The organism is Streptomyces sp. RG80 (assembly GCF_040446465.1).
Lineage (GTDB): Bacteria > Actinomycetota > Actinomycetes > Streptomycetales > Streptomycetaceae > Streptomyces.
This window is the reverse complement of sequence record NZ_JBEAAJ010000001.1, coordinates 357,981-375,001: the sequence shown is the minus strand read 5'-3', so window position 1 is coordinate 375,001 and position 17,021 is coordinate 357,981. Positions and strand designations below refer to the sequence as shown.

Annotated in this window: 18 protein-coding genes; 7 read left to right on the top strand and 11 right to left on the bottom strand. The window is 70.7% G+C overall.

Translation table 11 applies throughout. The features are described from left to right. Positions 1–235: 235 nt before the first annotated feature. The 4 genes from ABKA17_RS01790 to ABKA17_RS01775 form a co-directional block, all read right to left on the bottom strand. A complete protein-coding gene (locus ABKA17_RS01790; protein WP_353690002.1) occupies positions 236–919 on the bottom strand; it encodes an ABC transporter ATP-binding protein in 684 nt (227 codons plus the stop codon). A 126-nt stretch (positions 920–1,045) separates the two neighbouring features. Next, positions 1,046–2,515, bottom strand: coding sequence for an ABC transporter permease (locus ABKA17_RS01785; protein WP_353690001.1), 1,470 nt, complete (start codon positions 2,513–2,515; stop codon positions 1,046–1,048). A gap of 136 nt (positions 2,516–2,651) precedes the next feature. Next, a complete protein-coding gene (locus ABKA17_RS01780; protein ID WP_353690000.1) occupies positions 2,652–3,917 on the bottom strand; it encodes a L,D-transpeptidase in 1,266 nt (421 codons plus the stop codon). 230 nt (positions 3,918–4,147) lie between these two features. Then, a complete protein-coding gene (locus ABKA17_RS01775) occupies positions 4,148–4,501 on the bottom strand; it encodes a hypothetical protein (protein WP_353689999.1) in 354 nt (117 codons plus the stop codon). Between the two features lie 109 nt (positions 4,502–4,610). On the opposite strand from ABKA17_RS01775, the gene ABKA17_RS01770 reads away from it, so the two are divergent. Together ABKA17_RS01770 and ABKA17_RS01765 are read left to right on the top strand one after the other, a co-directional pair. Beyond that, entirely contained in the window at positions 4,611–4,919 is a 309-nt protein-coding gene (locus ABKA17_RS01770; RefSeq protein ID WP_353689998.1) for an LAETG motif-containing sortase-dependent surface protein, read from the top strand. A 42-nt stretch (positions 4,920–4,961) separates the two neighbouring features. Continuing rightward, positions 4,962–5,759, top strand: coding sequence for a hypothetical protein (locus ABKA17_RS01765; protein ID WP_353689997.1), 798 nt, complete (start codon positions 4,962–4,964; stop codon positions 5,757–5,759). A 48-nt stretch (positions 5,760–5,807) separates the two neighbouring features. Here ABKA17_RS01765 and hutH read toward each other — a convergent pair whose 3' ends face one another. From hutH to ABKA17_RS01750, 3 genes are all read right to left on the bottom strand, one after another. Next, positions 5,808–7,346 carry a histidine ammonia-lyase gene (gene hutH, locus ABKA17_RS01760; RefSeq protein ID WP_353690747.1) on the bottom strand — a complete coding sequence of 513 codons (1,539 nt, stop codon included), beginning with the start codon at positions 7,344–7,346 and terminating at the stop codon, positions 5,808–5,810. Between the two features lie 79 nt (positions 7,347–7,425). Further along, positions 7,426–8,574, bottom strand: a complete 1,149-nt coding sequence (locus tag ABKA17_RS01755; protein WP_353689996.1) for a GGDEF domain-containing protein — start codon at positions 8,572–8,574, stop codon at positions 7,426–7,428. A gap of 128 nt (positions 8,575–8,702) precedes the next feature. Beyond that, a complete protein-coding gene (locus ABKA17_RS01750; RefSeq protein WP_353689995.1) occupies positions 8,703–9,497 on the bottom strand; it encodes an enoyl-CoA hydratase/isomerase family protein in 795 nt (264 codons plus the stop codon). Between the two features lie 216 nt (positions 9,498–9,713). On the opposite strand from ABKA17_RS01750, the gene ABKA17_RS01745 reads away from it, so the two are divergent. After that, a complete protein-coding gene (locus tag ABKA17_RS01745) occupies positions 9,714–10,352 on the top strand; it encodes a hypothetical protein (protein ID WP_353689994.1) in 639 nt (212 codons plus the stop codon). A gap of 6 nt (positions 10,353–10,358) precedes the next feature. Here the strand turns inward: ABKA17_RS01745 and ABKA17_RS01740 are convergent, their stop codons facing one another. Then, entirely contained in the window at positions 10,359–11,447 is a 1,089-nt protein-coding gene (locus tag ABKA17_RS01740; protein ID WP_353689993.1) for an adenylate/guanylate cyclase domain-containing protein, read from the bottom strand. Positions 11,448–11,647: 200 nt separating this feature from the next. Further along, positions 11,648–12,517, bottom strand: a complete 870-nt coding sequence (locus tag ABKA17_RS01735) for a biotin--[acetyl-CoA-carboxylase] ligase (RefSeq protein ID WP_353689992.1) — start codon at positions 12,515–12,517, stop codon at positions 11,648–11,650. 111 nt (positions 12,518–12,628) lie between these two features. Between ABKA17_RS01735 and ABKA17_RS01730 the strand changes: the two genes are divergently transcribed. Beyond that, entirely contained in the window at positions 12,629–14,224 is a 1,596-nt protein-coding gene (locus ABKA17_RS01730) for an acyl-CoA carboxylase subunit beta (RefSeq protein ID WP_353689991.1), read from the top strand. Between the two features lie 10 nt (positions 14,225–14,234). Beyond that, on the top strand, positions 14,235–14,444 hold the full coding sequence (locus ABKA17_RS01725) for an acyl-CoA carboxylase subunit epsilon (RefSeq protein ID WP_353689990.1): 210 nt from the start codon (positions 14,235–14,237) through the stop codon (positions 14,442–14,444). Here the strand turns inward: ABKA17_RS01725 and ABKA17_RS01720 are convergent. Beyond that, on the bottom strand, positions 14,441–15,547 hold the full coding sequence (locus ABKA17_RS01720; protein WP_353689989.1) for an SGNH/GDSL hydrolase family protein: 1,107 nt from the start codon (positions 15,545–15,547) through the stop codon (positions 14,441–14,443). The genes ABKA17_RS01725 and ABKA17_RS01720 overlap by 4 nt on opposite strands. A 129-nt stretch (positions 15,548–15,676) precedes the next feature. On the opposite strand from ABKA17_RS01720, the gene mmpB reads away from it, so the two are divergent. Next, positions 15,677–15,805 carry a morphogenic membrane protein MmpB gene (mmpB, locus tag ABKA17_RS01715; RefSeq protein ID WP_353689988.1) on the top strand — a complete coding sequence of 43 codons (129 nt, stop codon included), beginning with the start codon at positions 15,677–15,679 and terminating at the stop codon, positions 15,803–15,805. Positions 15,806–15,827: 22 nt separating this feature from the next. After that, positions 15,828–16,448 carry a Maf family protein gene (locus tag ABKA17_RS01710; protein ID WP_353689987.1) on the top strand — a complete coding sequence of 207 codons (621 nt, stop codon included), beginning with the start codon at positions 15,828–15,830 and terminating at the stop codon, positions 16,446–16,448. Here the strand turns inward: ABKA17_RS01710 and ABKA17_RS01705 are convergent. After that, positions 16,417–16,908, bottom strand: a complete 492-nt coding sequence (locus ABKA17_RS01705; RefSeq protein ID WP_353689986.1) for a hypothetical protein — start codon at positions 16,906–16,908, stop codon at positions 16,417–16,419. The two genes, ABKA17_RS01710 and ABKA17_RS01705, sit on opposite strands and share 32 nt — an antisense overlap. Positions 16,909–17,021: the final 113 nt, after the last annotated feature.

Sequence of the window (17,021 nt, the reverse complement as noted above, 5' to 3'; positions counted from 1 at the left end):
CGCCGCGAGGGCTACCGCTGCTCCCGTGGCCACGGTGGCAGCACAAACTCTTTTCACTTGTCTGCGCAAGTTTCCCCCTTGCAGAAGGTCCGGGTGAATTTCCCCTTTCACCCGGCCGGGGGCGGTCCGTACGCACGCGCTTGCACCCCCCGGATTACGCAGTATGCCGGGGGGTGATCAGGCACCTCAATAGACAGGAACCCCACAGGGGAGCACTGTTACGCGTTGCTCATAATCACGCGCCCGCGTTCTCCTTGACCGTGATCCGACCCTTGCGGATGGTCGCGATGCGCGGGGCCTTCTTCGCGATCGCCGAGTCGTGCGTGACCATGATGAAGGTGAGCCCGAGCTCCTTCCACATACGTTCGAGTACGTCCATGATCTCGTCGCGCATCGACTCGTCGAGGTTGCCGGTGGGTTCGTCGGCGAGCAGCACCTTGGGGTTCTTGACCAGGGCGCGGGCGATCGCGACGCGTTGCTGCTGTCCTCCGGACATCTCGGAGGGCAGGTGTCCGAGGCGTTCGCCGAGGCCGACCGACTTCAGCGCCTCGGCGGCTCGTTCGCGGCGCTCCTTCACCTTCACGCCGAGGGGGACGAGGGCGGTCTCCACGTTCTCCTGTGCGGTGAGGGTGGGGATCAGGTTGAAGGACTGGAAGACGAAGCCGATGTTCTCGCTGCGGACCCGGGTGAGCTTGGCCTCGGAGAGTCTCGCCAGGTCGGTGCCGTCCAGGACGACCTCGCCCTCGGTGGGCTTGTCCAGGCCGCCGAGCATCTGGAGGAGGGTGGACTTGCCGCCGCCGGTGGGGCCCTGGATGACGAGGCGGTCCCCGTCGGCGATGGTGAGGTCTACGCCGGAGAGGGCGTCCACGGTGTCCTTGCCTCGGGTGTAGCGCTTGGTGACGCTTCTGAGTTCGTACATGGTGGCTCCTGGGTGGGGTCGGGGTGGTGCGTGTCGGTTGTCGGCTGCGGGCCGGTGGGGGCTGGTCGCGCAGTTCCCCGCGCCCCTGGGTGGGTCAAGTTCCCCCAGCCCCCGCAGCACCCCGCGCTACTCGACTCGCCTCAGCGCGTCCGCCGGGCGCAGCCTCGATGCGCGCCAGCCGCCGAACGCGCCCGCGATCAGGCCGCCTGCCACCGCGAGGCCCACCGCCAGCGCGATCGTCGTCACACTGACCGGTGCCGTCAGCGCGACCTCGAGGGTCTTCGCGGCCTGCCGACCGGGACCGCCGCCACCGGGGCCACCGCCCATGCCGCCACCACCTCCGGTCGAGCCGCCCAACTGGGCCTGGAGCGTGGGGCTGATGGCCGTGACGACGTACGCCCCCGCGAGGCCGAGCGCGATGCCCAGCGCGCCTCCCAGCAGACCGTTGACCATCGCCTCGCCGACCACCTGGCGGGTCACCCGGCCCGAGCGCCAGCCGAGGGCCTTGAGCGTGCCGAACTCGCGGACCCGGCGGGAGACCGCCGAGGAGGTCAGCAGGCCGGCGACCAGGAACGCGGCGACCAGGACCGCGATGGAGAGCCACTTGCCGACGCTGGTGGCGAGGTCGGAGGCGGTGGAGAGGGAGCCGGAGACGGTGTCCGCGAGGTCGGCGGAGGTCGTCACGGTCGTACCCGAGATGTTCTTCTGGATGGTCGACTTGACGGCGTCGATCTGCTGGGAGTCGGTCGCCTTGACGTAGATCGTGGTGACCTTGTTCTTCTGGTCGCTGATCGTCTGCGCCTGCTTGAGCGGGATGTACAGGTTGGCCGCGGCGTCACCGCTGTCCGCGGTCGCGACGCCGATCACCTTGAACTCGACCTTCTTGACGGTGACCGTGGAGCCGACCTTGAGCTCCTTCTCCTTGGCGTACGCCGAGTCGACGACGGCGACCTTGGCGTTCGTCTCCGTCGACTTGAAGGTACGGCCGCTGGTGATCTTGGAGGAGGTCAGCGGGCCGGCGCCGGACTGGGTGACGTCGGTGCCGTAGACGGAGTAGTTGTTGACGTCGAAGTTGGCGCCGCCGCCCCGTACTTCGCCCTGCGGCTGGCCGGTGCCGCCGCCGTTCCCGCCGGGGCCGCCCTGCTGCTGGCCGCCGTTGTCGTCCTGCTGGAACTGGCCGCGGGTGAACTGGCCGTCGACCTTGATGACCTGGAGGCTCAGACCGCCGACCGCGTCCGAGACGCCGTTCTGCGAGCCGACCTTGGTGACCGTGGAGGCGGCGAGCGTCTGGAAGCCCTGGGGCATGACGATGTCGCTGCTCTGCTCCGCGTCGGAGTCGCTGTCCTGCGCGTCGAACTGGAAGCGCGGCCGCTGCTGGGCGTTGTCGCCCGACTGGGCCGGGGCGGCCTTGGTGACGGTCATGTCGGTGCCGAGGCCGTAGAGCGACTCGAGGACCTTGTCCTGGGCCTTGCCCATGCCGGAGGACACGGAGTTGACCACGATGACCAGCGCGATACCGAGCGCGAGCCCGGAGGCGACGACGAGGGCCGCCTTTCTGCGGCGGCGCAGTTCGCGCCTCAGGTAGGTGAAGAACATGCGCCGCAAGCTAGGTACGGCGCGTGATGACTGGATAAGGCCCAAATAAGAGATGCATGAGAAGGCTGTGGTGCGGCCCGGAAACACCGATGCCGCCCCTGGGGGCGGCATCGGAATGCTGTGAACCGACCCTGGATCAGACGGCGGAGCCGGCCTTCCAGGCGGCCCAGTCGAGGTTCCAGCCGTTGAGGCCGTTGTCCGGGGAGACCGTCTTGTCGCCGGTGTTCTGGACGATCACGACGTCGCCGACGATCGAGTTGTTGTAGAACCAGTAGCCCGCGGTGCCCTTGTCGTTGGCGCCCTTGGTGTCCGAGAGGCCGACACAGCCGTGGCTGGTGTTCACGCTGCCGAAGATGGACTTCGCGCCCCAGTAGTTGCCGTGCACGAAGGTGCCGGAGTTGGTGAGGCGGATGGCGTGCGGCACGTCCTTGATGTCGTACTCGCCCTTGCCGTCGTCGTCGGTGAAGCCCACGGTCGCGCCGTTCATGCGCGTCTCCTTGAACTTCTCGGACATCACCATGATGCCTTCGTACGTCTTGTTCTCCGGGGAGCCGGCCGAGATCGGGATCGTCTTGACCGTCTTGCCGTCCTGCGTGACCTTCATCTGCTTGGTCTTCGCGTCGACGTACGTGATCTGGTTACGGCCGATCTTGAAGGTGACCGTCTTCTGCTGGACGCCGTAGACACCGTCCGCGCCCTCGACGCCGTCGAGCGCGAGCTTCAGCGTGACGGTGGAGTTCTCGGTCCAGTAGTCGTCCGGGCGGAAGTCGATGCGGTTGGCGTTGAACCAGTGCCCGACGACCTCCTGGCCGCTGGAGGAGGAGACGGTGATGCCCTTCTGGACGGCCGCCTTGTTGGTGATCGCCTTGTCGAAGTTGATCGACACCGGCATGCCGACGCCGACGGTGGAACCGTCCTCCGGCGTGAAGTTGCCTATGAAGCTGTTGGTCGGGGAGACCGTGGTGAACGAGGCGTTCTCGTGGGCCACCCGGCCCTCGGAGTCCTTGGCCTCGGCGGCCAGCTTGTAGGTGGTCGAGCGCTCCAGCTGGGCGTTGGGCTTCCAGCTGGTCTTGTCGGCGGACAGCGCGCCCGCGACCTCGGCGCCGTCGGCGGTCGTCATGGTGACGTCCGTGAGCGTGCCCTTGCTCACGGTGACCGCGGCGGAGTTGTTGATGGAGGCGTTGTCCGAGCCGTCCTTGGGTGTGATCTTGATGTCGGCCTCGGACGTCTTCTTGGCGGCCGCCTCGTCGGCCTTGGCCTGCGAGGTGTCGTTGCTGCTGCCGGAGGCGTCGTCGTCGCCACCACCGGAACAGGCCGACAGCACCAGGACACCGCCGAGCAGTGCGGACGCGACCGCCAGGCCCCTGCGCCGCTTACTGACCGTCATCACACGCTTCTCCATCGTTGCCGAATCCCCTGAACCCCGAGAGTCCCCGTTAACAAGACTTCAACGCTACGACCGGTTCGTCCCGTTCCACATTCTTCGAAGGTGTGGGGCACACCACGTCCGTCGTGACAGGTGGTGCGGCTGCAACCATTAACGGCTGCGCCGCGGGCGGTCCGTGCGCCCCCTGAGACGACGAAACCCCGGGCGGCGGTTGCCGTCCGGGGTCACGATTTTCCCAAGACCGCTCAGCCGACCGCCGCCGACGCTTCTTCGTCCTCGTCCTCGGCCACATCATCGTCGTCGAGGTCCCACTCCGGCGAATCCGGGTCGTAGTCGATCCGCTCGCTGGACCAGGAGGCCTGCACGAGTTCGACCCCGGGGACCTCGCTGACCAGGTCGAACGGATCGACGAGATACGCGAGGGCCTCCGCGGTGTCTTCCGTCACAGCGCTCTCGGCATGCGCCTGCTCGTCGGCCGGCAGCTCGGGATCGTCGCCGATCCGCTCCAACGCGGCCTTCGTGACCGCGTCCTCGTTGTCGATCTCGACGACGAGTTCCACCCGAAGCCGTACAAAACGTGATGTCTCTGGAGTGCTCATGTCCGGAGAGTACGGCTCTTCGCCCCCGTGACTTTCCCGTGACCCGCGCCTTTCATTAACATCGCCCCACACGGCCAATTCGCCAGCGCCACAAGGGGATCGATATTCCGTGTCATCCGCTCGCCGTCCATTGCTGACCGCCACCGCCGCGGGCACCCTTCTGGGCGCCCTGTGGTTCGTCCCCTCCGCCAACGCGTCCCAGGACGAGCCGGCGAGAACCGAGGTGACACAGCAGGCCAGGGCCGCCACCAGCACCACGGAGACCTCGCAGGCCTCAAAGACCTCGGACGAGGGGACCCGGCTCGCCGACACCGGAAGCTTCGACACCACGCCGTACATCGCCGGCGGCACGGCCTGTCTGGCGCTCGGCGCCGGTTTCGTCGTCTATTCCGTTCGTCGGGAACGTCTCGGTTTTTGAATCGACTTGACGCGAGTTTGACCAAAACCTCATAGTCCGCTCATGAAGAGATCATCGGGGGCCCGCATAGGCGCCACGCTTGCCGTGAGCGCGCTGTCGCTCGCCCTCATCACGGGCTGCTCCGACGAAGGTTCGGACGACGCCAAGGAGTCGGGGTCCGGCTCGTCGGCCCCGGCCGCGAAGACGTACACCGCGGCCGAACTGCAGAAGCTGATCCTCGCCAAGGGCGATCTGGACGGCTACGAGGTCGAGAAGACCCTCGGGGCACCGGAGACCAAGGACGAGGTCACCACGGACGACGAGAAGTGCCGTCCGCTCGCCTTCGCCATGTCGGCCCAGGCGCCCGGTGACGCGAAGGCGGAGACCACCGTCACCCTCACGCAGGAGAAGAAGGCTCCCACCGACTCGGCCTCCAAGTCCCTGGAGGACCTGGCGGAGGGCGAGTTCGAGGACACCATGGCAGACGCGATGAACGTCAGCGTCACCATGGTCGGCCTCTCCTCCTACGAGGGCGACGGCGCGGCGGAGACCTTCAAGTCCGTCTCGGACGCCGTCAAGGGCTGCTCCGGCGGCTTCACGGTCACCGCGGACGGCGAGAAGCAGAAGCTCACCAAGGTCACCGCGGAGAAGGGCTCGGGCACCGGCGACGAGTCGGTCGCCTTCGCCTCCGAGGGTGAGATGGACGAGGAGATGGGCAAGGGCACCGTCCACGCAGAGGTCGTCCGGCACGGCAACACCATCGCCACGTACTACACGATCAACCTGGGCGCCCTGATGACCCAGAAGCCCTACACGATCGACGGCACCGTCGTCACCGCGCAGGCCAAGAAGATCAAGTAAGTACGCCGGAGGGGGCCCTGTCGCACGACCGGGCCCCCTCCGCTCTGCCTACTGAAGCGGACCGGTGACCGTCTCCGCCGCCGCGTCCAGCTGCCCGCCGCGCACGAACGCGTCCGCCGCGGCCAGGTCCGGCGCCAGGAACCGGTCCGGGCCGGGACCCTGGACGCCCGCCTTCCGTACGGCCTCGATGACCGCCTGCGAGGCCGGCGCCGGGGAGAGTCCCTCGCGCAGTTCCACGGCGCGCGTGGCGGCGTACAGCTCGACGGCGACGACCCGGGTGAGGTTGTCGACGGCCGTGCGCAGCTTGCGCGCGGCCGACCAGCCCATCGACACGTGGTCCTCCTGCATCGCGGAGGACGGGATCGAGTCCGCGGACGCCGGTACGGCCAGCCGCTTCATCTCGCTCACCAGCGCGGCCTGCGTGTACTGGGCGATCATCAGCCCCGAGTCGACACCCGCGTCGTCCGCGAGGAACGGCGGCAGGCCGTGGCTGCGGTTCTTGTCGAGCAGCCGGTCGGTGCGCCGCTCCGCGATGGAGGCGAGGTCGGCGGCGGCGATGGCGAGGAAGTCCAGGACGTAGGCGACGGGCGCGCCGTGGAAGTTTCCGTTGGACTCGACCCTTCCGTCGGGCAGGACGATGGGGTTGTCGACGGCGGAGGCCAGCTCCCGCTCGGCGACCAGCCGGGCGTGCGCCATGGTGTCCCGGCCGGCGCCCGCGACCTGCGGGGCGCAGCGCACCGAGTAGGCGTCCTGGACGCGCGGGGCGTCGTCCTGGTGGTGCCCGGTGAGCTGCGAACCCTTCAGCACGGCCAGCATGTTGGCGGCGCTGGCGCCCTGCCCGGGGTGCGGGCGGACGGCGTGCAGCTCGGGGGCGAGGACCTTGTCGGTGCCGAGCAGGCCCTCCAGCGAGAGGGCGGCGGTGATGTCGGCGGACTTGTAGAGCAGGTCGAGGTCGGCGAGGGCCATGACCAGCATGCCGAGCATGCCGTCGGTGCCGTTGAGGAGGGCGAGGCCCTCCTTCTCGCGCAGTTCGACGGGGGCGATGCCGTGTTCGGCGAGCAGTTCACCGGCGGGGCGGACGGCGCCGTCGGGCCCTTCGGCGTCCCCCTCGCCCATCAGCGTGAGGGCGCAGTGGGACAGCGGCGCGAGGTCGCCGGAGCAGCCGAGGGAGCCGTACTCGTGGACGACCGGGGTGATCCCGGCGTTGAGGACGTCGGCCATGGTCTGGGCGACCTCGGGCCGGACACCGGTGTGGCCCGAGCAGACGGTCTTGAGCCGCAGGAACATCAGGGCCCGTACGACCTCCCGCTCGACGCGCGGACCCATGCCGGCGGCGTGCGAGCGGACGATGTTGCGCTGCAACTGGGCGCGCAGCTCGGTGCTGATGTGCCGGGTCGCCAGGGCGCCGAAGCCGGTGCTCACGCCGTAGACGGGCTCGGGCTTGGCGGCCAGCGCCTCCACGATCTCGCGGGCGGCGGTCAGCGCCGCGACCGCCTCGGCGGAGAGCTCGACCCGGGCGCCGCCGCGCGCCACGGCGAGAACGTCGGACGCGGTCACCCCGGACGTCCCCACCACCACAGTGTGCATATCCATATTCAGGAGCGTACGCACTGAAGACGAAGATGTCACGAGTGGATTCGGGGTTCGCCCCTTACCCACGCGTACGTCACAGTCGGCGCCCCCGGAACCGCCGCCGCTCCGCGTGCCCCTCGCGCGAGGGCGCGTCGGCCAGTCGTACGACGGGGTCGTCCGGCCCCTCCCGGCCGGCGACGACCGGCTTGGCGGCGTGTTCGGCCTTGGCGCGGTACTGGGCGGCGTCGGCGAGCCGGAAGAGGCGGCGGGCGGAGCGCACCGGTCCGATGGGGTCCTCGGTGGAGGCGACTCCGCAGGCCACGCCGTCCCCGAGCTCCAACTCGGCGGCCCGGCGGCAGAGTTCGTCGGCGGCCTTGACGACGGCGTCGGCGCTCGGCCCCACGGCCAGCAGACAGAACTCGTCGCCGCCGAGCCGGGCGGCGAGCGCGCCGGGCAGCATGGCCCCGCACAGGGACAGCACCGACCCGAACCGCTCGAGCAGCCGGTCACCGACGGCGTGCCCCTGGGTGTCGTTGACCCGCTTGAGCCCGTTCAGATCGCACACGACGAGACTGACGACCACGCCCTCCCGCTTGTGCCGCTCGACGGCCTCGTCGAGGCGTACGTCGACGGCGCGGCGGTTGGCGAGGCCGGTGAGCGCGTCGGTGAAGGCCAGCCGTCTCGCCTCCTCCAGCCGCTCGGTCTGGGCGATCCCGGCGGCGACGACCGAGGCGAGGACGGTGGCGAAGTCGGCGTCGGCGCGGTCGAAGACGGCCTCACCGGCGGGGCGGGCGACATACAGCTCGCCCCAGGCCCGCCCGTTGAGCACGATGGGCGCGACCACACAGCACCCACGGCCCCGGCGCCGCAGCGCGGCGACGCGCTGATGCACATACCCTGGCCGGCGTCCGGCGGCCGGACCCTGCGCCGTCTCCACCCACGCGTTGGGCTCCCCGCCCCCGGCCCACCGCTCGTGCAGGAACTCGGTGATCTCGGGGAACTGGTGGACGGGGTAGGCCTCCCCGTCGGGGAACTCCTCCTCGTCGGGGGCCCGCTCGCCCACGTTGACCAGCACCCTGAGCCGCCCGAGCTCCCGCTCCCACACGGACAGCGCGGCGAAACTCCCGCCCAGGGCACGGCACGCACCGGTCGCCGCGGCCCGCCACGCCTCACGCGACCCGTGGGCTGCCGCCATGCCCTGCGCCAACGCGACGACGGCCGCGAGCCGCTTGTCCTCACCCATCACTCCAGGCTAGGGAGGTTTGGGGCGAACAGGGACATTGATGCGCCGAACAGGTGTTGCCCTACCGTCCACCACCGACGACCCACGCCCCCTGAGCCGCAGCAGCCCCTCTCACTCCGCCGGCCGACTCACTCCCCCGGCCACTCCGGCGTCCTCTTCTCGTTGAACGCCCGCACTCCCTCCGCCCGGTCCCCCGAGAACGCCACCGCCCGCCACGCCGCGTCCTCGACCTCGAGGCCCGCCCGCAGGTCCAGCCCGTGCCCGAGCCGCAGCGCCTTCTTCGCGGCTCTCAACCCCACCGGGGAATTCGCGGCGATCCGCGCCCCCATCTCCAGCGCCTCCGCCCGGTCCCGCCCCTCCTCCACCAGCAGGTCCACGAGCCCCAGCTCCCGGGCCTCCCCTGCCGCCACCCGCCGCGCCGTGAAGATCAGTTCCGCGGCCCGGGCAGCGCCCACCCGACGCGGCAGCAGCTGCGTGCCCCCACCGCCCGGGATCACCCCGACCGAGACCTCCGGCAACCCCACCACCGCCGTACGGTCCGCCACGATCACGTCACAGGCCAGGGCCAGCTCGAAGCCGCCGCCGAGCGCGAAGCCGTGCACCGCCGCGATCGTCGGCACCGGCAGTTCCAGCACCCCGGTGTACGCCCCGCGCGTCACCGGCCGCTGCCGGAGCAGGTCGGCGTCGCTGAAGGAGTTGCGCTCCTTCAGATCCGCCCCGACACAGAACGCCCGCTCGTGCGTCGAGGTCAGCACGACCACCCGTACGTCCTTGTCGTCCCCCAGTGCCGCGCACGCGGCGCCCAGCGACCGGGCCATCTCCGTGGACACGGCGTTCATGGCCTTCGGCCGGTCGAGGGCGAGCTCCGCGACGTGTCCGTGCCGCCGCACCAGCACGTACTCCCCGTACCGTTCCTCGCTCATGACACCCTCCGGTTAACGCGGGTTAACAACGTCCGCCCCGATCATCGCAGCCGGGACGGCGAGGCGAAAGGGCAGGCCGCCGCACGGTTCCCGCTTCCCGGCCCGGCACCCCGTTCGAGTGACATTCCGCCCGACTCCGGTCCCTTCGCCCACGGGAGCGCATAGCGTGCGCTCGCCACAGCGCACCGGGGGCGCGAGCGCACGGGGAGGATCGTGATGACGATGACGACGGACACGCTGACGAGGCCGGAGAGAGCCACCGCCACCGAGGTTCCCGAGGCCGTTCCGGTCCGCCTCTTCGGCCCCCGCGTGCCGCGTGGCCGGCATCGTCGTCCCCGCCCGCGCAAGCTGCTGCTCGCCGCCGGCGGACTCGCCCTGGCAGCCGGTGCGCTGAGCCTCGTACGACTGGCGTCCGAGCCGGGCATCGGCGGCGGTCCCGGCACCGGCACCACGGAGGCCGAACCCCGTCTCGACGACCCGGCCACCGGCACGGACCGGGCGACCAACGCGGCCGCGACCGTCGGTTCGGTACCGAAGGCGGGGCCGTCCGAGACCGCCGCGCTGGGCGGGGCGAGCGCGGCACCGACGGCGGCCGGCACCGTCGTACCCCTGCCGTCCGCGACGACCGCGGCGCCCGTGGCGGCGGCGCCGCCGGCCCTGGCCACGACCATCCCCGACGCCCCGAACGACCCGCCGGCCACCACCGCGCCCCCGGCACCGGCCCCGAGCAGCGCGGCGCCGCAGCCGGCCCCCGCGCCGACCCCGAGTCAGACCCCGCCGGCGCCCGAACCCGAGCAGCCCGGCGGTGTGTGCGTGCCGGTCATCGGGCTGTGTGTGGGTCCGCTGGGGCGCTGAGCGGCGTTACGCCGGTCCGCCGGTGCGCCGGGTGAGCAGCCACGGCTCGACCACGCCCAGGCCTCGCACCGGGCGCTGCCACATCGGCTGGAGCGCGAACCGGTAGGTCGGCGGCTCCTCGCCCTCCTTCTCGGCGGCGGCCGCGGCCTCGGCGGCCTCAGCCTCGGAGGCGGGGGCCTCGGTGGTGCGGATCAGCTCCTCGGCGAAGGCGGTGTCCACCAGGACGGCGTCGCGGGGAGCTATCGAAGTGAGCCGGGAGGCGAGGTTCACCGTCGTACCGAAGACATCGCCCATACGAGTGGTCACCGTGCCGAAGGCGATGCCCACGCGCAGCTCCGGCATGGTCTCGTCGTTCGCCATGGTCTCGATGAGCCGCAGCGCGATCTCGGCGGCGACGCCCGCGTCGTCGGCGGCGTAGAGCACCTCGTCGCCGAGGGTCTTGATGAGCCGGCCGCCGTTCGCGGCGACCAGGTCGGCGGCGGTGGTCTCGAAGGCCTCGACGAGCTCGCCGAGTTCCTCCTCCTCCATCCGGCGGGTCAGCCGTGTGAACCCGACGAGGTCGGCGAAGCCCACGGCGAGCCGCCGGTCCACCATCTCCTCGTCGTCCGCGGCCTGCACGACCCGGCCCGCGGAGGCGGAGAGCTGGCGGCGCCAGACGTAGACCAGGAACTCCTCCAGCTCGGGCAGGAGCAGCTCGATGATCGGGTACGTCACCTCGGTGCGGGTCATCCCGGGTTCCGGGGGGTCGGTGAGGCCCTCCAGGAACGAGTCGATCTGCCACTCGGCGAGCCGGGCGGTGGTCTGTCCGGTGGAGCGGGCCACCTGCACGGCCATCGCCTCGCTCAGCAGCCCCGCCTCCACGAGACCGGCCAGACGCCGCAGCGCGAGGACGTCCGCCTCGGTGAAGGCCTTGGCCTGTCCGACGTCCGCGAAGCCCATCGCCCGCCAGAAACGGGTCGCCAGCTCCATCGAGACACCGGCGGTACGGGCCGCCTGAAAGGGCGTGTAGCGCCGCTCGGCGCCGAGGATCAGCGCCTCCAGACGCACGGCCAGCGGATGCGCGTCGGTGTCGGAGCCCGTGTCGTCGACGGTCACGCCTGCTGCCCTTCCGATCTGCCGTGGTCAGGTTCGACCGGCCTTCACTTTACGGCAGGTGTGCCGCAGCTCACTCCCGCGGAGCCGAAGGAGGGGGTGGTGAAGGTTGCCGGTCGCGTGCTGGTGCGTTGTGGCTGGTCGCGCCCACGCGGCGGAGCCGCAAATCGATACAGCCCCGCGCCCCTTGAGGTGGGTGCAGCTCACGCCGGTCGCAAGTGGACGATGTCGCCCGCCCCGACCGGCTCCTGTACGCCGTCCTTCGTCGCGATCACCAAGCGGCCGTCGCCGTCCACCGCCACTGCCTCGCCCGTGATCGAGCGGTCGCCCGGGAGCTCCGCCCTTACTGTCCGTCCCAGCGTCGCGCAGCCCGCCGCGTACGTCTCCTGGAGGCCGCTCGTCGCCGGGTCGCCGCCTGCCGCGCGCCAGCGGTCGTACCACTCCTCCAGCGATCGCAGCACCGCCCGCAGCAGCGGGTCCCGGTCCGTGGTGACCGCGCCGGCCAGCAGCAGCGAGCCCGCCTGGGGGACCGGGAGCTCGTCCTCGCGGAGGGTGACGTTGATGCCGACGCCGATGACGACACCGTCGTCGCCCGCGCGCTCGGCGAGGATGCCGCCGGCCTTGCGCTCCTCGCCGCCGACGGTCACCAGCAGGTCGTTGGGCCACTTGAGTGCCGTGTCGACACCCGCGGCCCGGGACAGCCCGGTCGCGACGGCCACGCCGGTCAGCAGTGGCAGCCAGCCCCAGCGGGCGACCGGCACCTCGGCCGGCTTCAGCAGGACGGAGAAGAAGAGGCCGGAGCGGGCGGGTGCCGTCCACTGCCGGTCCAGGCGCCCCCGCCCGGCGGTCTGCTCCTCGGCGACGAGGACCGCGCCCTGCTCGGCGTCGCCCTTGACGGCGAGATTCACCAGGTCGGCGTTGGTGGAGCCGGTGCGCTGCACGACGTCCACATCGCAGTACAGGCCCTCGTGCCCGCCGTCGCGCACGAGCCCGCGCCGGAGCGCGGCGCCGTTGAGGGGCGGACGATCGAGGTTGGACCAACGGTTGTCGTCTGAAGCATCTCGCGGCGTCATGCAAGCCACCCTAGGTGTGTGAAACGCCGCACTGCTGATTGGTAGCCCCACCACTACTCTACGGATGAGTAACCGTCCCCCCTTTTGAGCAGGCAGGGAGCCGACAGCCCGATGTCCGAGCCGGAAGAGATCGACATCCACACCACCGCGGGCAAGCTCGCGGACCTCCAGCGCCGCATCGACGAGGCGACGCACGCCGGCTCCGAACGCGCCGTGGAGAAACAGCACGCCAAGGGCAAGTTGACGGCCCGTGAGCGCATCGACCTGCTCCTCGACGAGGGCTCCTTCGTGGAGTTGGACGAGTTCGCCCGGCACCGCTCCACCAACTTCGGCCTGGAGAACAACCGCCCGTACGGCGACGGTGTCGTCACCGGGTACGGCACCGTCGACGGCCGCCCCGTCGCCGTGTTCTCCCAGGACTTCACCGTCTTCGGCGGCGCGCTGGGCGAGGTCTACGGCCAGAAGATCGTCAAGGTCATGGACTTCGCGCTGAAGACCGGCTGCCCGGTCATCGGCATCAACGACTCCGGCGGCGCCCGTATCCAGGAGGGGGTCGCCTCCCTGGGGGCGTACGGCGAGATCTTCCGCCGCAACACCCACGCCTCCGGTGTGATCCCGCAGATCTCGCTGGTCGTCGGCCCGTGCGCGGGGGGCGCGGTCTACTCCCCCGCCATCACCGACTTCACGGTCATGGTCGACCAGACCTCGCACATGTTCATCACAGGGCCCGACGTCATCAAGACGGTCACCGGCGAGGACGTCGGCTTCGAGGAGCTGGGCGGCGCCCGCACCCACAACTCGGTGTCGGGCGTGGCGCATCACATGGCCGGCGACGAGAAGGACGCCATCGAGTACGTCAAGCAGCTGCTGTCGTACCTGCCGTCCAACAACCTCTCCGAGGCACCGGTGTTCGCGGAGGAGGCGGACCTCACCGTCACCGCCGAGGACCTGGAGCTGGACACGCTCGTCCCGGACAGCGCCAACCAGCCGTACGACATGCACACGGTGATCGAGCACATCCTGGACGACGCCGAGTTCTTCGAGACGCAGCCGCTGTTCGCGCCGAACATCCTCACCGGTTACGGGCGGGTGGAGGGCCACCCGGTCGGGATCGTCGCCAACCAGCCCATGCAGTTCGCCGGTTGCCTCGACATCCAGGCCAGCGAGAAGGCCGCGCGCTTCGTGCGCACCTGCGACGCCTTCAACATCCCCGTCATCACCTTCGTGGACGTGCCCGGCTTCCTGCCCGGCGTCGACCAGGAGCACGACGGCATCATCCGCCGCGGCGCCAAGCTGATCTACGCCTACGCGGAGGCGACGGTCCCGCTGATCACCGTCATCACCCGCAAGGCCTTCGGCGGCGCCTACGACGTCATGGGCTCCAAGCACCTCGGCGCGGACCTCAACCTCGCCTGGCCGACCGCCCAGATCGCCGTCATGGGCGCCCAGGGCGCGGTCAACATCCTGCACCGGCGCACGATCGCGGAGGCGGAGGCGAACGGGGAGGACCTGGAGGCGGTGCGCGCCCGGTTGATTCGGGAGTACGAGGACACCCTCCTCAACCCCTACATCGCGGCCGAGCGCGGCTACATCGACTCCGTCGTCATGCCCTCGGACACCCGCCGGCACGTCGTCCGGGGCCTGCGCCAGCTGCGCACCAAGCGGGAGTCCCTGCCCCCGAAGAAGCACGGCAACATCCCTCTGTAAAGGAGCCGCTGTGACGATCAAGGTCGTACGGGGCAACCCCACCCCCGAGGAGCTGGCCGCCGCCCTGGCGGTGGTCCGAGCCCGCGCCGCGGCGGCAGCAGCCGCTCCGTCCGGCGCGCCCGAGCCGCGGGACGGGTGGTCGGACCCGTCCCGCATCGCGGTACGCCGACTGCCGCAGCCGGGGCCCACGACATGGGCCCGTAGTTACTGGCCGAGCTAGAGGGCCACCGCCACGGCTTCGGCCATCACCTCGTACCCCTCGTCGTTCGGGTGCAGGTGATCGCCGAAGTCGTACGCCGGGTGCAGCCGGTCCGGGTCCGCCGGGTCGGCCATCACCCGGTGCAGGTCGACCACCGCGTCGAACTCGCCCGAGCCGCGGATCCACTCGTCGACCTCGTGGCTCACCTTGGCCGCGTGCTCGCCCCAGTGGTTCGAGCCGCCGAAGGGCAGCAGGGTGCAGCCGACGACCCGCAGTCCGCCGCGCCGGGCCTGACGCAGCAACTCGCGGTACCCGGCGATCAGTTCGTCGGCCTCGACCACGGGCGCGGGTTTGTACGTGGGCTGTTCGTCGGTCTCGCTGAACCCGATGTCGTTGAGCCCGATCAGCACGACGAGCGTATCCACGCCCCGCTGCTCCAGGACGTCCCGCCGCAGCCGGCGCACGCCCTTCTCGCCGTACCACGCGGAGTCGTTGAGCAGCAGGTTCCCGCCGATCCCGGCGTTCAGGACGGGCCGTCCGGTGCGCCGGGCCAGGGCGTCGGACCACCGGCGGTCGGCGCCCGGCGTGGACCCGAAGCCGTCGGTGAGGGAGTCGCCGAACAGCGCGACCCCGTCCGTGCGGCCGGCGTCGACCTCGACCGCGCTCAGGAAGTACCAGGACTCGCTCACCGCGTCGAAGCCCTGCCCGCCCACGTCCGCCAGCAGGTCGCCCTCGCCCCGCAGGCTGGTCGTGAAGGCCTGCGCGTGGAACGTGGCGGGCCCGGTCGCCGCCTCGAAGTACAGCGTGACCGTCAGCGGCTCCCCGGCAGTGACGGCGAGCGGGACGGCGTCGCTGACGGCCTCGCCGCGCGCGGGGATCTCGACGCCGGACCCGCCCTCGAAGGTGAGCCGCGTCGGCGCTCCCGAGGTCGCCGCGCTCGCTCCAGCCAGGCGCAGGGGCGAGGTCCCGTAGGCGTGGGAGAGCCGTATCCGCACCCGCTCCCCGCCCCCGGTCAGCAGGACGGTCTGGCGCAGCGACTGCCGCCAGAAGCCCTCCCGGGACCAGTTGGGGGTGAAGCCCTCACTGGGGAGCTGGGGTGACGCGGTCCAGACGGTGGTGAACATGGCACGCCCTTCCAAACGGGACCGGAGTTCCTTTAATAGAAGACAGAGTAACGGAACCAGAGACCCGTTTGGTGAAGTTGAGTACGCGTACTCAGGCGTGGCCCGAGGGTGCCGACGCACGCTGGAGGCATGCTCTGGTCCGACCCCGAGAACGAACCGCCCGAGGAACTGCGCGACATGCAGGAGATGTTGCGCAGACTGGGGTTCTTCCTGGCGTTGGCCATGGTGCTCGCGATGATCGTGCTCGGCGTGCGATGAGGGACGCCGATACCCTGACCGCATGACTGATCAGCCACACCGTCGACTCGTCCTCGCCTCCCAGTCACCCGCCCGGCTCAACCTGCTGCGGCAGGCCGGGCTGGCCCCCGAGGTGCTCGTGAGCGGGGTCGACGAGGACGCCGTCACCGCCCCCACCCCCGCCGATCTGGCGCTCGCCCTGGCCGAGGCGAAGGCCTCCGTGGTGTCGGCGAAGCCCGAGGTCAAGGGCGCTCTGGTGATCGGCTGCGACTCGGTCCTGGACCTGGACGGCGAGGCGCTCGGCAAGCCCGCCGACCCGGAGGAGGCCACCGCCCGCTGGAAGGCCATGCGCGGCCGCGCGGGCACCCTCCAGACCGGCCACTGCGTCTACGACACCGTCAGCGGCCGGTATGCCTCCGCCGTCGCCTCCACGGTCGTCCGCTTCGGCGAGCCGACCGACGAGGAGATCGCCGCGTACGTCGCCTCCGGCGAACCCCTCTACGTCGCCGGGGCGTTCACCCTGGACGGCCGCTCGGCACCGTTCATCGAGGGCATCGACGGCGACCACGGCAACGTGATCGGCATCAGCCTGCCCCTCGTTCGCAAGCTGCTGGCCCAACTGGGCGTAGGCATCACGGAGTTGTGGGCGCCGGCGCAGGCGTGACGGGGGCCGCGTCGTCCCCCTTCGGGCCCTCCGGCTCGGCGTCCCGCGGCGCGATGAGAGTGGGCTCCTGAGGACGGTCGTACGTCATCAGGAGCAGCACTATCAGCGCGAGCACGACCACCATGAAGACGAACTCCGGCCAGCCCAGCAGCCCCCACGCGAACGCGCCCAGCAGCGCGTGCACCACGGCCGCGCTGATCAGCAGGACGCGGCCGAAGCCGGCCGGCGGACGGTTCCGTAGCGCCACGAGCAGCGCGACCAGGCCGCACAGCGCGAAGTAGAGGCCGAAGAGGATGCCGCCGATCTTCGACGACATCGACATCACGTCCGGGTCCAGCCCGGCCAGGGACATGTCCTGCCGGTCCACGACGACACCCATGAACCACTGCACCGCCGCGATGCCGAGCGCCTCGACGAAGAGCACGACCGCAACGACCCACGCCACCGGTCTGCGCACCACCGGCCCCCACCCACTCTCAAGCCGAGCTCTTGTTACTCGAAGTACGTTCGATACAGGCGAACGCTACTAACGGGTAAACCGCGGGACAAGGGTTCGAGGGAGGGCAAAGAATC